The sequence below is a fragment of the Pseudarthrobacter raffinosi genome, from assembly GCF_023913735.1.
Lineage (GTDB): Bacteria > Actinomycetota > Actinomycetes > Actinomycetales > Micrococcaceae > Arthrobacter > Arthrobacter raffinosi.
Genome location: NZ_JAMXBH010000002.1, coordinates 192805 through 205971, shown reverse-complemented (window position 1 = coordinate 205971; position 13167 = coordinate 192805). Strand labels below are relative to the sequence as shown.

Below are 13167 nucleotides of genomic sequence, written 5' to 3'. Positions count from 1 at the left end.
AGCGACGTGGCTACTTACACCCAAACCGCACCTGCCGGAACCCTAGAGGCTCCCGTAGTTCCTAGGTCCAAGGGACGCATCGTCGTCAACTGGATCACCTCCACCGACCACAAGACCATCGGGTACATGTACCTGATCGCATCGTTTGTGTTCTTCTGCCTCGGTGGCGTCATGGCTCTGCTCATCCGAGCTGAACTGTTCGAACCCGGCATGCAGATCCTGCAGACCAAAGAGCAGTACAACCAGCTGTTCACGATGCACGGCACCGTGATGCTGCTGATGTTCGCCACCCCGCTTTTCGCCGGCTTCACCAACGTCATCATGCCCCTGCAGATCGGTGCCCCCGACGTCGCCTTCCCGCGACTGAACGCGCTGGCCTTCTGGTTCTTCCTCTTCGGGTCCACCATCGCGGTGTCCGGCTTCATCACCCCCCAGGGTGCGGCGTCGTTCGGCTGGTTCGCCTACGCGCCGCTGTCCAACACCACGTTCAGCCCCGGCATCGGCGGTGACCTGTGGGTCTTCGGCCTGGCGCTGTCCGGATTCGGCACCATCCTGGGTGCAGTCAACTTCATCACCACCATCATCTGCATGCGCGCTCCGGGCATGACCATGTGGCGGATGCCCATCTTCACATGGAACGCCCTGGTGACGTCCATCCTCGTGCTGATGGCCTTCCCGCCGCTAGCTGCCGCACTGTTCGCGCTCGGCGCCGACCGCCGCTTCGGTGCACACATCTTCGATCCGGAGAACGGCGGCGCCATCCTGTGGCAGCACCTGTTCTGGTTCTTCGGCCACCCCGAGGTGTACATCATTGCGCTGCCGTTCTTCGGCATTGTGTCCGAGATCTTACCGGTCTTCAGCCGCAAGCCGATCTTCGGCTACAAGGGTCTTGTCTACGCGACCATCGCCATTGCAGCCCTGTCCGTCACGGTGTGGGCACACCACATGTACGTGACCGGTTCGGTGCTGCTGCCGTTCTTCGCCTTCATGACCATGCTCATTGCGGTCCCGACCGGTGTGAAGTTCTTCAACTGGATCGGCACCATGTGGCGGGGGTCCCTGACGTTCGAGACTCCGATGCTGTGGAGCCTCGGCTTCCTCATCACGTTCCTCTTCGGTGGCCTGACCGGCATCATCCTGGCTTCGCCGCCGTTGGACTTCCAAGTCTCTGATTCCTACTTTGTGGTGGCGCACTTCCATTACGTGGTGTTCGGCACCGTGGTATTCGCGATGTTTGCAGGCTTCTACTTCTGGTGGCCCAAGTGGACCGGAAAGATGCTCAACGAGCGCCTCGGTAAGATCCACTTCTGGATGCTGTTCCTGGGTTTCCACGCTACGTTCCTGATCCAGCACTGGCTCGGCGTGCAGGGCATGCCCCGCCGCTACGCGGACTACCTGGTTGAAGATAACTTCACCTGGATGAACCAGTTCTCCACCGTAGGCTCGTACCTGCTGGGGGCGTCCCTGATTCCGTTCTTCTGGAACGTTTACATCACCTGGCGCAGCTCCGAGCGCGTCGAGGTGGACGATCCTTGGGGCTTCGGAGCGTCGCTTGAGTGGGCTACCTCCTGCCCGCCGCCGCGCCACAACTTCACCTCGCTGCCCCGGATCCGTTCAGAGCGTCCCGCCCTGGACCTCCACCACCCGGAGCTTTCGCAGGTACATACCGTTGAATCGCCTGCAGCCGCAGCAGCGGTGCTCGGTAACGCCGACCAGAAGGACACCGCCAAGTGAAAATCGAATCATGGATATTTGGAGCCGGAGTTTTCTTCTTCGTACCGGTTTCCCTGGTCTACGGTTTCCTGACCAACTGGAGTGAATGGGTCGGAACCCTCGGGATCCTCCTGGTGGGCGGACTCTCCGGAATGATCGGCGGCTACCTTGGCTTCACCGGCAAGCGCATCGGGATGCGTCCCGAGGACCGCAATGATGCCGAGATCCATGAGGGCGCCGGTGAACAGGGGCACTTCAGCCCCTGGAGCTGGTGGCCGCTGGTTCTGGGCCTCGCCTGTGCGGGCGGATTCCTGGGCCTCGCAGTGGGTTGGTGGATCCTTTTCATCGCAGCCGGCCTCGCAGTCGTAGCCCTCGTGGGTTGGGTCTTCGAGTACAGCCGTGGGGACCACGCCCACTAGAAGCCGCGGAGCTTCAGCAGAGATTTTGCAAATTACGACGTCGGGCCCCACCTTCTGGTGGGGCCCGACGTCGTTCTTGTCCGTTCGATTTCGCGCGGGGAGTCGCGGGGTAATGCGCCCTGGGAGAGGCTAGCTGGCTCCCTGAGACTCCAGGAGCTCTCCCAGCATCCGCAGGGCCGCCTCGGCGTTGCGGTGACTGACAGATCCGCTGAGGGCGCACTCGGGGACTGAAAGCTCTACTTCGCAGCCGAAGGGGAAATCGGCAGTCATGACTTCCAGCAGGGAGCGGGCGTCGACACCCTGGATGCCGGCCTTGCGGATGGTGACAGGAAGTCCCGTTTCGGTCACTGCCCTGACGAACATCGCGGCAGGACGGGCATGCAAGCCGACTGACGCTGACACAACGGCCTTATGCACTGGCAAGGTGTCTCCCATTTCCTGACGGCCCCCAAACCGTCATCGCTAAATTTCCTGTCCAATATATCCGGCTGGATGGCTGCGCGACCAAACGGGGGAGTAGGGGGCGGTCCGTTGCTGGAACTGGTCTAGTCCAGCGACGCTGCTTGCCTTAAGCTTGGACAGTGAAAACTGAAGCAAGGACGTACCTCCGTGGCTGCTGATGCCCGCGGCGTTGCCGGCGAGATTGACCGCAGCAACGGGACTGCCATCTACATCCAGCTCAGGGAGATCCTCCGGGCCTACATCAGCGATTCCTGTCCGCCTGGATCCGCCCTGCCCTCGGAACGGGATCTTGCCCTGCGGTTCGGGCTGGCCCGGATGACTGTCAGGCAGGCCATCGATGCCCTGGTCGGCGAGGAGGTCCTCGAGCGGGTTGTTGGCCTCGGCACCTTCGTACGGAAGCCCAAACTCGATCTTCAGGTGAAACTCACCTCGTACAGCGAAGAGATGCAACGCCGCGGTATGGTTCCGGCCGCCAAAGTCCTGAGCTTCGAACAGATCGGCGCCAGCGCCTTCCTGGCCCGCGAACTGCAGGTGGAGGAGGGGACGCCACTGGTGCGTTTCCGTCGGCTGCTGCTGGCGGACGGCGAGCCCATGAGCGTGGACGAGAACTTCATCCCGGCGCAGCGAGTCCCGGGTCTCCTGGACGGCGAGCCCCCAACATCGCTCTACAACGTGCTGAGTGAGCAGTTCGGCCTCGTGATGGAGTGGGGGGAAGACATGATCGAAGCGACGGCCGCTTCCCCCTCTACGGCGCGCCTGCTCAACGTCGACGTCGGCGCACCCTTGCTTAAAATCCAGAGGCACGCCTTTGTTGCCCGGGCGATGGTGGACTACTCAGTTTCGTACTACCGTGCCGACCGCTACAAGCTATGGGTACCCCTCCAGCGGCCAGGTGCGAGGCCTGCCAGAAATCAATCCTTGGGCTATCGCAACCACTAGCAACGGTGCCGACGGCAACGGGAAAGGCCCGGTCCATGTGGACCGGGCCTTTCCTGTTGGAGCGTAACTGCTGTGAATCAGTGGCTGAGGCTCTTGCTTTCCTGGCCGGCCTCCACCGCTGGGTGGGCGGGGTGGCCGTGTGCGGCCTCCAGTTCAGCCGGGGTGGCCGGTGCAACACGGTCCTCGAAGAACCACTTGGACAGGAACGCACGCTGCTTTTCCTTACGCGTCACAATGCCGTGGTCGTTGGCGACCGCCGGCAGCGGTGCGGGGGATTCGAATCCCACGAGCTTGTAGCGCTTGTACTCATCCAGGGGAGCATGCACTTCGATGAACTCGCCGTGCGGGAGGCGAACGATGCGGCCGGTTTCGCGGCCGTGCAGTGCGATCTCCCGGTCCTTGCGCTGAAGGGCCAGCGCCACTCGCTTAGCGACCATAAAAGCGATGACCGGGCCAATGAAGAACAGCGCACGAAGCCAGTACGTCACATCGTTCAGGGACACGCGGAAGTGCGTAGCGATGAGGTCCGAACCAGCGGCTGCCCACATCACGCAGTACCAGACGAAGCCGGCAACGCCGATAGCGGTGCGCGTGGGGGCGTTCCTCGGACGGTCCAGGACATGGTGTTCGCGGGTGTCCTTGGTGATCCAGCTTTCGATCCACGGATACATGAACATCACCGTGAACAGAATGCCTGCGGGTACCAGAGCCGGTAGGAGGACGTTCAGGGTCAAGGTGTAGCCGAAGACAACGTACTCGAACTGGAAATCACCAATGACACCGGGCATAAGCCTCAGGGCACCGTCAACGAACCCGATATACCAGTCAGGCTGGGTACCGGCAGATACCGGTGAGGGATCGTAAGGGCCGTAGTTCCAGATCGGGTTGATCGTGAAGAAGCCCGCCATCAGGGCAATTACACCGAAGACGATGAAGAAGAAGCCGCCGGCCTTGGCTGCGTACACAGGTCCGAGCGGGTAGCCAACCACATTGCCGTCGTTGCGGCCCGGGCCGGGGTACTGGGTGTGCTTGTGCACAACCACCATGAACAGGTGCAGGACGATCATCAACAGGATGAGCGCGGGTACGAGCAGGATGTGCAGCATGTAAAGGCGGCCAATAACAGCCGTTCCCGGGAACTCGCCACCGAAGAAGAAGAAGGAAATGTAGGTTCCGACAACCGGGATTGCCTTCATGACACCGTCGATGATCCGCAGGCCGTTGCCGGAGAGCAGGTCGTCGGGGAGGGAGTATCCGGTGAAGCCGGCTGCCATGGCGAGGATCAGGAGGACGCTGCCAACAACCCAGTTCATTTCACGTGGTTTGCGGAAGGCGCCTGTGAAGAAGACGCGCAACATATGGACGGCGATCGACGCGACGAAAAGCAGTGCAGCCCAGTGGTGCACCTGGCGCATGAACAGGCCACCGCGGACGTCGAAGGAAATATCCAGCGAGGTGCTGTAGGCCACCGACATCTCGACGTTCTTCAACGGCAGGTAGGACCCGTCGTAGTGCGTTTCCGCCATGGACGGATCGAAGAAGAAGGTCAGGAAGGTGCCCGAGAGCAAGAGGATAACGAAGGAGTAGAGGGCTACTTCGCCGAACATGAACGACCAGTGGTCAGGGAAGACCTTGCGTCCAAATTCCCGCAGGATTCCTGATCCACCGACTCGCTCGTCAACAAAATCGGTGATGCGTCCGACTTTAGTCTTGGCGACGAAGGCGGGGGCTTCAGCTCTTGATGCTGCGCTCATGCTCATCACGCTCCCAGTAACTCGGTCCTACAGGTTCATTGAAGTCGCTGGTTGCGACCAGGTAGCCCTCGGCATCCACTGCAATCGGCAGTTGGGGGAGGGGCCGGCTGGCCGGGCCAAAGATCACCTTGCACTCGTTGGTGAGGTCAAAGGTGGACTGGTGGCACGGGCACAGCAGGTGGTGCGTCTGCTGCTCGTACAGAGCAACGGGGCAACCGACGTGGGTGCAGATCTTGGAGTAGGCAACGATTCCGTTGTAGCTCCAGTCTTCGCGGCCTTCCGAGGGATTCAGCGAGGCGGGATCCAAACGCATCAGCAGGACAACAGCCTTGGCCTTTTCGTTGAGCTTGCCTTCAGGCAGTTCGTTCAGGCCCTCAGGAATTACGTGGAAAGCTGAGCCGATGGTGACGTCAGAGGCCTTGATGGGTGTGCCGTCGGGGTCGCGGGTGAGGCGCTTGAGCTTGCCTTCCTGCGGAGCCCACATGGTGTGGGCCAGCGCCCGGTCGGGGCGGGGGCCGAGGTCACCGAAAACCGCAATTGCGGGAAGCGGGGCCAGGGCTACAGCACCGAGCAGCGTGTTGCGGATGAGTGGGCGGCGCTTGATGCCGGTCTCTTCCACGATGTCATCCACGATCCGGACCGCCGCCAAGCGGTCTTCTTCGGTGCGGATGGGATGGCGTTCTTCCGAGACTTCATGGTCCGGCATCAGGGCTTTGGCCCAGTGCACAATACCGGTCCCGATGCCGAGCATCGCAAACGCTGTGCCAAGGCCCAGCAGTGCGTTCTGCAGCCGGATGGTGGCGATGCTTGTGCCGTCGCCCAAGTCGATGGCGAAGTACGCCACCAGGAAGATCAGGGTGCCGACAACTGACGCGCCGAAAAGTACAGCGACCTGCCGTTCTGCACGCTTTGCGGCCTTCGGGTCCGTGTCGGCCAGGCGCAAACGGTGCGGGGGAATTCCAGGATCCTGGAACTTCTCCACCTCATTCTGACCAGCCGTAGCTACGGTGCCCGAGTGGTTCGGACTGCCGTCACTATGGTTGCCCATAATTCGCCTCATCCTTCTCTCGTCCCGGCGGCTGCCGGGTTAGTTTTCAATGTCAAACTGCTGACTGGGCAGCAGAAGTTCTTAAGATTCCCGTTGCGCCTAAGACGTCCGGGAAGTAAGCCAGATGGTGAAGGCGATGATGACACCCAGGCCTGCAATCCAGACGAAGAGGCCTTCAGAGACGGGACCGAGGGCGCCGAGGTCAGCGCCACCGGGGGAGCCGTTGGCCTCGATCTGCTTCAGGAAGGTGACGACGTCGCGCTTGCCCTCAGGGGTGACGTTTGTGTCACTGAAGACGGGCATGTTCTGCGGTCCGGTGACCATCGCTTCGTAGATGTGCTTGCCGGAGACATCGGCAAGGGCGGGAGCGAACTTGCCACGGGTGAGTGCACCGCCGGCGGCTGCCGCGTTATGGCACATCGCGCAGTTCACGCGGAAAAGTTCGCCACCAGCTGCCGCGTCACCCTTTTCGTCCAACAGGCCTTCTTCAGGAATTGCCGGGCCGGCTCCCAGGGAAGCAACATATCCTGAAAGCTGTCGCGTCTGTTCGTCGTTGAACTGTGCAGGCTTCTTTTGCGCCTGCGGACCGTTCATCTGCATGGGCATACGGCCGGTTCCGACCTGGAAGTCAACAGAAGCTGCACCAACACCCACCAGGGAGGGCCCATTTGCGGTCCCACTGGCACCCATGCCATGGCACGTGGCGCAGTTGGCGACGAACAGTTTACCGCCTTCCTCGACGTCGTTGGCGGTGTAGCCGCTGGTGGAAGCCTTGGCTTCGTTGACGGTGGTGGCAACGGCGTAGAGCCCGCCAGTGACGAGGAGTCCCATCAGTAGCAGGGCGATTACTGCGAGTGGGTGACGCCGCTTTTGCGAGAGAGCCTTCACGTGGTGGTTCCTTTATTCGATCGTGCGCCGGCTCCGTGAGCCGCTTCTTGAAATTCTGCCTCTTGTAGAAAAGGAATCAAAGCTTGACTACTTCAGTACGTAGATGACCAGGAAGAGGCCGATCCAGACAACGTCCACAAAGTGCCAGTAGTAAGACGTGACGATCGCGGAGGTTGCTTCGAAGTGGCCGAACTTCTTTGCTGCGAACGAGCGTCCGATGATGAAGAGGAAGGCTATGAGGCCGCCGATTACGTGCAGGCCGTGGAAGCCGGTGGTCATATAGAACGCTGAGCCGTAGGCGTTGGATGAGAGCGAAACGTGTTCGGAAACAAGCATCGCGTATTCAGTTGCCTGGCCGGCGACGAAGAACGCACCCATGATGAAGGTCAGCGTGAACCATTCGTTCATGCCCCAGCGGGTGAACTGGAACGGGCCGCCTGTTTTGCGAGGCTGCAGCCGTTCGGCGGCGAAGACGCCCATCTGGCAAGTAAAGGAACTGGCCACGAGGACGATCGTGTTGACTAGCGCAAAGGGGAAGTTGAGCTTTGCTGTCTCTTCCGCCCACATCTGACCGCTCGTGGAGCGCAGCGTGAAGTACATGGCGAAGAGACCGGCGAAGAACATCAACTCACTGGACAGCCAGACTACGGTTCCGACAGAAACCATATTGGGGCGGTTCAGCGTGGGGTGCGCCGGGGTACTGGGGGCATGGGTCGCAGATGTCACATAGACATTATGTCTATAAAAGTCCGTAGTTCCCAACGCGAACCGCCTTTTCGGGGGACTTTTTCTACAAAGACGCGAAATCACTGCGAAAAGTTCCCGGCGGTGTTCACATTGGTCAGGTCCGAGGTGGCTCGATAGCATCAGAAGGTGACTTCTCAGGCAACCGCGCCGGCGGACAGCAACACTTGGCCGCGGCTTATATCGGCTCTTATCAACGGTAGTGACCTCACAGCGGGCAACACCGCTTGGGCTATGGACAGAATCATGTCCGGGGAGGCCACCCCCGCGCAGATCGCCGGATTCCTGGTTGCCCTCAGCGCCAAGGGCGAAACCGTGGACGAAATCTCGGGTCTGGTGGACGCGATGCTGCGCCATGCAACACCCATCGATATCCCCGGTCAGAAGCTGGACATCGTTGGTACCGGCGGGGACCAGCTCAATACCGTCAACATTTCCACCATGTCCGCCCTCGTTGCTGCGGGCGCCGGAGCGAAGGTCGTCAAGCACGGCAACCGTGCAGCGTCTTCGTCCTCCGGATCGGCTGACGTGCTTGAAGCGCTGGGGGTCAGGCTCGACCTCCCGGTGGCCCAGGTGGCACGCAACGCGGGGGAGGCTGGAATCACTTTCTGCTTCGCGCAGGTGTTCCACCCGTCTTTCCGTCACACCGCCGTACCCCGCCGGGAACTCGCCATCCCCACCGCCTTTAATTTCCTGGGCCCGCTGACCAACCCGGCCCTTGTTCAGGCCTCAGCTGTGGGAGTGGCGAATGCCCGTATGGCTCCGCTGGTTGCAGGCGTCCTGGCGAAGCGGGGCAGCCGCGGCCTGGTTTTCCGCGGCAACGACGGACTGGACGAACTGACTACTACGGGTCCCTCCACCGTCTGGGAAATCCGCGACGGCGCTGTCTCTGAGCTGAATTTTGAGCCGGCCGGGCTGGGCATCCGTCCCGCGACTGTGGAGGAACTCCGTGGCGGGGACGCACAGGCGAATGCCGCCGTCGTACGTGATGTCCTGGCCGGCAAGACCGGCGCAGCGCGGGATGCCGTGCTGCTGAACGCGGCCGCTGGGCTGGTGGCCTTTGATGAATCGTCCGAGGGCCCGTTCCTGGAGCGTATGCGTTCGGCGCTTGCCCGGGCCGCGGAGTCGATTGATAGCGGTGCTGCCGCTGCGGTCCTCGATAAGTGGGTTTCGCTAACGCGGCCTTGATATGGACAGGAAAGGATGCGGGCCCGGCTGTAAGGCCGGGCCCGCATCGTTTCCCGGGAAGTGATCCTACTGTTCGAAGCCGAGCGCGAATGCCGCGTCGAGATCGTGTTGCGAGTAGGCACGGAAGGCAATGTGTGTAGTGGTGTGAACCACCGCAGGCACCTTTGACAGCTTGTCGGCAATGACGTCAGCCAGGTCCTCGTGTTGGGCGACGCGGGCAACGGCGATGAGGTCCCATTCGCCTGTTACGGAATAGACCTCGCTGATGCCTGGGATCGCGGAAATTTCCTCGGCAGTTTCCGGGATGCGCGCGGCGTCGGTCTTGATCAGAACGAATGCGGTGATCACTGTTCAATCCTTCCGGATCTGTTGGCCGTAGCTGTGCCCGGCAAGACTTTTTGGTGATGCCAGCCTATTACATGGGCCGTGTCCATCAGGCGTGCCCCGGACGCGTGGCCGGCGGCGCCTTCACGACTTTCTAAGCCTGCGTACCAGTGCAAGAAGTGCCCGGTAGCCCACCAGGAACAAACCCAGGCTTAAGAGCGCAACAACCACGAAGGCCAGTACTACGCTCTGTCCCGTCAGAGCCCTCAGGATCATGCCGCCGGCCACGGCGCCAAGCCAGACCACGACGCCGGTTGCCATGGACAGCGGACGCCGCCACGCCCGCCACGCAAGCCAGGCGGTAGCGGCCCCAGCCAGGAACGGCCACGCAGTGAAGAACACGCCGGTGACGATGTCGCCGCGCTGGTGGGCGTCCCTGCCGATCGCCGCGAAAACAAGGATGAGGACGGCGTCGGACAGTGCCGCGGCGGTGATGGCGCGCCTGCCGCCGGTTAAGGATTGGTGCTGGGTCCAGGTCATGGCTTCGAGCCTAACCCGGCGAGGGCGAAGGCCCGGTTCTGACGCTTGCCGGGGTACGGGGGAACGAGGATGATGACCGGGACAACAGCGGCGCTCATCAAGCGGGAGGCACATTGCGTCTGATCCAGGTGGCCCAGCAGGCACACGACCTCCAGCGGGCCGCGGAGTTCTATTCACAACTGCTGGGGGTGCAGCCAGCGGCGGTCTACGACCCGCCGGGGCTGCTGTTCTTCGATCTGGAAGGCGTCCGGCTCTTGCTGGAGCGCGGCGCACCGTCGTCGGTACTCTATCTGGAGGCGGAGGACGTCCGGACCAGCATCAGCGTCCTGCAGGGCAGGGGAGTAGAGGTAGTTGCGCTGCCGCAGGTGATCTTCCACCATGGCGACGCCACCCTGGGTCCGGCAGGAACCGATGAGTGGATGGCCTTCATCCGTGACTCGGAAGGGAACACGGTGGGGCTGGTCAGCCGGCATCCACCGGCCGTTGTGCCGGATGCGGCCCCGCACTAGGCTCTAGCCGGAAAGGAGCAACCATGCGAAAGATTTCCACATGCCTGTGGTTCGAGAACCAGGCCGAAGAGGCCGCCGAGTTCTATGCGTCAGTCTTCGGCGACTCCAGGATTCTGGACGTCTCGCGGTTCGGCGAGGGCGGTCCCGGTCAGGCCGGGCAGGTCATCACCGTTGAGTTTGAGATTGAAGGCCGAAAGTTCATGGCACTCAACGGGGGAGCGCCGGACAATTTCACGGAAGCCGTCTCCTTTGTGGTCGACTGTTCCGACCAGGCGGAAGTGGACCGCTACTGGTCGGCGCTGACAGACGGTGGGGCGGAGAGCCAGTGCGGGTGGTTGAAGGACCGTTTCGGCGTCTCCTGGCAGATCGTGCCGTCGGTCCTGGGCTCACTGATTGGCGGTCCGGATCCGGAGGGTGCCCAGCGGGCAATGCAGGCCATGCTCGGGATGCAGAAGCTTGATATCGCCGCACTTCAGACGGCTTATGACGGTTAGGAAGCTCTGGGCAGGTCCGGGCCTCCCCGGCAACGGGGTCGTTGCCGTAGCCTGAAACACATTTGCCGTCGTGGATCACCCCGGCCCCGGCGGCCTGACGTAGAAAGCCGGGGGAATGCTGAGAGAAGTCGGAGTGGCGAAGCACCGCGGTTCCCCCACCGGCAACGGTCACCTTCGAATATCACAACGACGAGGGCTAAACCGGGCTAGCCGAATCCCGTTCAGTTAACATCTCCGGATTGTGCATTCCGGGGGTGGTCCGGATGGGACCACTGGGCCTGGCCGAGCCATAGCCCGGATTCTAGCCATCCCGGCGGTCAGGATGCGTCACCTAAAGTGAGACGCGCCAGCCAATGGTTCAACTTGAGGCGTACCAGGCCAATGCTTCATCTATCTTGAGATCGCGTCACCTTAGGAGGCGTAACAGCTTTACATAATGTATATTATCGGCGTGATCTGAGAGCGGAGAGTGGCCTGCATTAAGCCGACGTTGTGCGGTCAACTCCGGGGCTTCCGTTGGATGTTGCCGCACGTCAGGTCCGGCTGGTCGTCTTTGACCCGAACCCAAGATCCATGCCTCATGGAATGACACGCCAGTGATTGGCCTGTTCCGCGCCGAGCAAGGCACCGTTGAAGTCACCGGTCGGCGCATGCGCAGAAAAAATCTGCTGCTGCCGGCATGCTCACGGTTCTACTCGCCACCTCGGCGTATGGCGCCGTAACCGGCGTACCAACCTCATCCGCTCAGTCATCGGGGCTGGCCAACGCCGGCGTCGAAGCCAGCTCCAGCACCCAGCCCGACAAGCTGGCGGACAATTCGCCGGCCCCCGCTTTTGTGTCCGGAACACCGGCCGGCGGCACAGGAAACGGCTCCCCGGCCAGCCCGGCCATTGTCTAATCCCGTGTGCTCGCCAAGAATGAACCAATGACGGTCTACGTGCGTTCACTCGAAACTGCTGTTCCGCCCACCGTGCTGGTCCAGACCGAAGCCCGGGACGTTTTTGCAGCCCAGCCGGGCCTGACCAGGTTGGGCTCGCGGCTGGTGAGTACCTGCTTCGATTCAGCCGCCATCGATACGCGCCATACCGCCGTCGAAGAAATGACCATGGCGTTCCGTTCGGACGATCCGCAGTTCTTTGATCCATCTACGGGCCTGCTCCTGAACCCCACCACCAAGGTGCGCAACGAGTTCTTCGCACGGGAGGTCACCAAACTTTTCGTCGAGTCCGCCCGGGCTGCCGTGGGCGCCTGCCCGGATCTGTCCTTGCTTGACATAACCCACGTCATTACCGTCTCCTGCACAGGATTCTTCAACCCCGGTCCTGACTATAAGATCGTCCGTGCGTTGGGGCTGGACCCTGCCGTCCAGCGTTATCACCTCGGATTCATGGGCTGCTATGCCGCCTTTCCAGCACTGCGGGCCGCCAAGTCGTTCTGCGAAGCAGATCCGCAGGCCGTTGTCCTGGTGGTCTGTGCCGAGCTGTGCTCCCTGCACGTGCGGACCTCGAACGATCCCGACACCATCATGGGTTCGGCGCTGTTCGCCGACGGCGCGGCGGCAGCCATCGTTACGGCCCGGAACGATCCGGACGCACCTGCGCTGATGCAACTGGACCACTTCGAAACCGTCCTTACGCCGGTGGGCGAGGAATCCATGGCCTGGAACATCGGCGACCATGGCTTCGAAATGGTGCTGGGCAACTACGTCCCCCACATCATCGACGATCACATCATCGGCGCCCTGGCACCGCTGCTGACAAGGGATCCCTCGCTGCGTGGACTCCCCTACCGGGACATCCGCCATTGGGCCATCCACCCCGGCGGCCGGAGCATCCTTGACAAGGTCCAGACGCGCCTTGAACTCACCGACGAGCAACTCGTTCCGGCACGGGATACGTTGCGGGACTACGGCAACATGAGCAGCGCCACCGTGCTGTTTGTCCTCAGGCACATCCTGGAGCAGCCGCCGGTGGAGGGTGAGGAACGCATCTGCTCCATGGCGTTCGGCCCCGGACTCACGGTGGAGACCGGGCTCTTCACGAAACTCCGCCAGGCAGCCACCGGGAATCGGGCGGTGCAGCCAGAGGCGGCCTCGTCACTGGTCTGACCTGTGTCCCTGATGCGGCAAAGGGCTGCCGACGCAGT

The 13167-nt window shown here is 61.9% G+C and carries 15 protein-coding genes; 8 read left to right on the top strand and 7 right to left on the bottom strand.

Annotation, left to right across the window (positions count from 1 at the left end; all coding sequences use genetic code 11):
* The first annotated feature begins 6 nt into the window (after positions 1 to 6).
* Positions 7 to 1734, top strand: a complete 1728-nt coding sequence (ctaD, locus tag NG698_RS02765; RefSeq protein ID WP_252598854.1) for an aa3-type cytochrome oxidase subunit I — start codon at positions 7 to 9, stop codon at positions 1732 to 1734.
* Entirely contained in the window at positions 1731 to 2132 is a 402-nt protein-coding gene (locus NG698_RS02760) for a cytochrome c oxidase subunit 4 (RefSeq protein ID WP_185260590.1), read from the top strand. The genes ctaD and NG698_RS02760 overlap by 4 nt, the downstream gene beginning before the upstream one ends.
* Before the next feature lie 129 nt (positions 2133 to 2261).
* On the opposite strand, the gene NG698_RS02755 is transcribed toward NG698_RS02760, so the two are convergent.
* Positions 2262 to 2555, bottom strand: a complete 294-nt coding sequence (locus NG698_RS02755; RefSeq protein ID WP_252607973.1) for an HPr family phosphocarrier protein — start codon at positions 2553 to 2555, stop codon at positions 2262 to 2264.
* A gap of 186 nt (positions 2556 to 2741) precedes the next feature.
* Between NG698_RS02755 and NG698_RS02750 the strand changes: the two genes are divergently transcribed.
* Positions 2742 to 3533 (top strand): GntR family transcriptional regulator, encoded by a 792-nt coding sequence (locus tag NG698_RS02750; protein WP_252607972.1) that lies wholly within the window; start codon positions 2742 to 2744, stop codon positions 3531 to 3533.
* Positions 3534 to 3610: 77 nt separating this feature from the next.
* On the opposite strand, the gene qcrB is transcribed toward NG698_RS02750, so the two are convergent.
* The 4 genes from qcrB to ctaE form a co-directional block, all read right to left on the bottom strand.
* Positions 3611 to 5287: a cytochrome bc1 complex cytochrome b subunit gene (gene qcrB / locus NG698_RS02745; protein WP_252607971.1), complete on the bottom strand. Its 1677-nt coding sequence runs from the start codon at positions 5285 to 5287 to the stop codon at positions 3611 to 3613.
* Complete coding sequence (gene qcrA / locus NG698_RS02740) at positions 5265 to 6335, bottom strand: cytochrome bc1 complex Rieske iron-sulfur subunit (protein WP_252598851.1); 1071 nt, start codon at positions 6333 to 6335, stop codon at positions 5265 to 5267. Before qcrA ends, qcrB begins: the two co-directional genes overlap by 23 nt.
* Positions 6336 to 6434: 99 nt before the next feature.
* Entirely contained in the window at positions 6435 to 7223 is a 789-nt protein-coding gene (gene qcrC, locus NG698_RS02735; protein ID WP_252598850.1) for a cytochrome bc1 complex diheme cytochrome c subunit, read from the bottom strand.
* Between the two features lie 87 nt (positions 7224 to 7310).
* Positions 7311 to 7949: an aa3-type cytochrome oxidase subunit III gene (gene ctaE, locus NG698_RS02730; protein WP_445260432.1), complete on the bottom strand. Its 639-nt coding sequence runs from the start codon at positions 7947 to 7949 to the stop codon at positions 7311 to 7313.
* Between the two features lie 147 nt (positions 7950 to 8096).
* Here ctaE and trpD point away from each other — a divergent pair, with 147 nt between their 5' ends.
* Complete coding sequence (trpD, locus tag NG698_RS02725; RefSeq protein WP_252598848.1) at positions 8097 to 9155, top strand: anthranilate phosphoribosyltransferase; 1059 nt, start codon at positions 8097 to 8099, stop codon at positions 9153 to 9155.
* A gap of 66 nt (positions 9156 to 9221) precedes the next feature.
* On the opposite strand, the gene NG698_RS02720 is transcribed toward trpD, so the two are convergent.
* Together NG698_RS02720 and NG698_RS02715 are read right to left on the bottom strand one after the other, a co-directional pair.
* Entirely contained in the window at positions 9222 to 9503 is a 282-nt protein-coding gene (locus NG698_RS02720) for an Lrp/AsnC family transcriptional regulator (RefSeq protein WP_252598847.1), read from the bottom strand.
* Positions 9504 to 9623: 120 nt separating this feature from the next.
* Positions 9624 to 10019, bottom strand: coding sequence for a DUF3054 domain-containing protein (locus NG698_RS02715; protein WP_252598846.1), 396 nt, complete (start codon positions 10017 to 10019; stop codon positions 9624 to 9626).
* A 113-nt stretch (positions 10020 to 10132) separates the two neighbouring features.
* Between NG698_RS02715 and NG698_RS02710 the strand changes: the two genes are divergently transcribed.
* The 4 genes from NG698_RS02710 to NG698_RS02695 all read left to right on the top strand — a co-directional run bounded on the left by NG698_RS02710 (position 10133) and on the right by NG698_RS02695 (position 13129).
* Positions 10133 to 10528, top strand: a complete 396-nt coding sequence (locus NG698_RS02710) for a VOC family protein (protein WP_252607970.1) — start codon at positions 10133 to 10135, stop codon at positions 10526 to 10528.
* A 23-nt stretch (positions 10529 to 10551) separates the two neighbouring features.
* The gene (locus NG698_RS02705; RefSeq protein WP_252607969.1) at positions 10552 to 11022 is read left to right on the top strand and encodes a VOC family protein; all 471 of its coding nucleotides are present in this window, start codon (positions 10552 to 10554) and stop codon (positions 11020 to 11022) included.
* A 679-nt stretch (positions 11023 to 11701) separates the two neighbouring features.
* A complete protein-coding gene (locus tag NG698_RS02700; RefSeq protein ID WP_252598840.1) occupies positions 11702 to 11920 on the top strand; it encodes a hypothetical protein in 219 nt (72 codons plus the stop codon).
* A gap of 27 nt (positions 11921 to 11947) precedes the next feature.
* Complete coding sequence (locus NG698_RS02695; protein ID WP_252598839.1) at positions 11948 to 13129, top strand: type III polyketide synthase; 1182 nt, start codon at positions 11948 to 11950, stop codon at positions 13127 to 13129.
* The last annotated feature ends 38 nt before the right edge of the window (positions 13130 to 13167 follow it).

Excerpts from the sequence above, each read along its gene's own strand:
- qcrB (WP_252607971.1), bottom strand. The coding sequence starts at position 5,287 with ATGAGCGCAGCATCAAGAGCTGAAGCCCCCGCCTTCGTCGCCAAGACT.
- qcrA (WP_252598851.1), bottom strand. The coding sequence starts at position 6,335 with ATGGGCAACCATAGTGACGGCAGTCCGAACCACTCGGGCACCGTAGCT.
- NG698_RS02715 (WP_252598846.1), bottom strand. The coding sequence starts at position 10,019 with ATGACCTGGACCCAGCACCAATCCTTAACCGGCGGCAGGCGCGCCATC.
- NG698_RS02705 (WP_252607969.1), top strand. The coding sequence starts at position 10,552 with ATGCGAAAGATTTCCACATGCCTGTGGTTCGAGAACCAGGCCGAAGAG.
- NG698_RS02700 (WP_252598840.1), top strand. The coding sequence starts at position 11,702 with ATGCTCACGGTTCTACTCGCCACCTCGGCGTATGGCGCCGTAACCGGC.
- NG698_RS02695 (WP_252598839.1), top strand. The coding sequence starts at position 11,948 with ATGACGGTCTACGTGCGTTCACTCGAAACTGCTGTTCCGCCCACCGTG.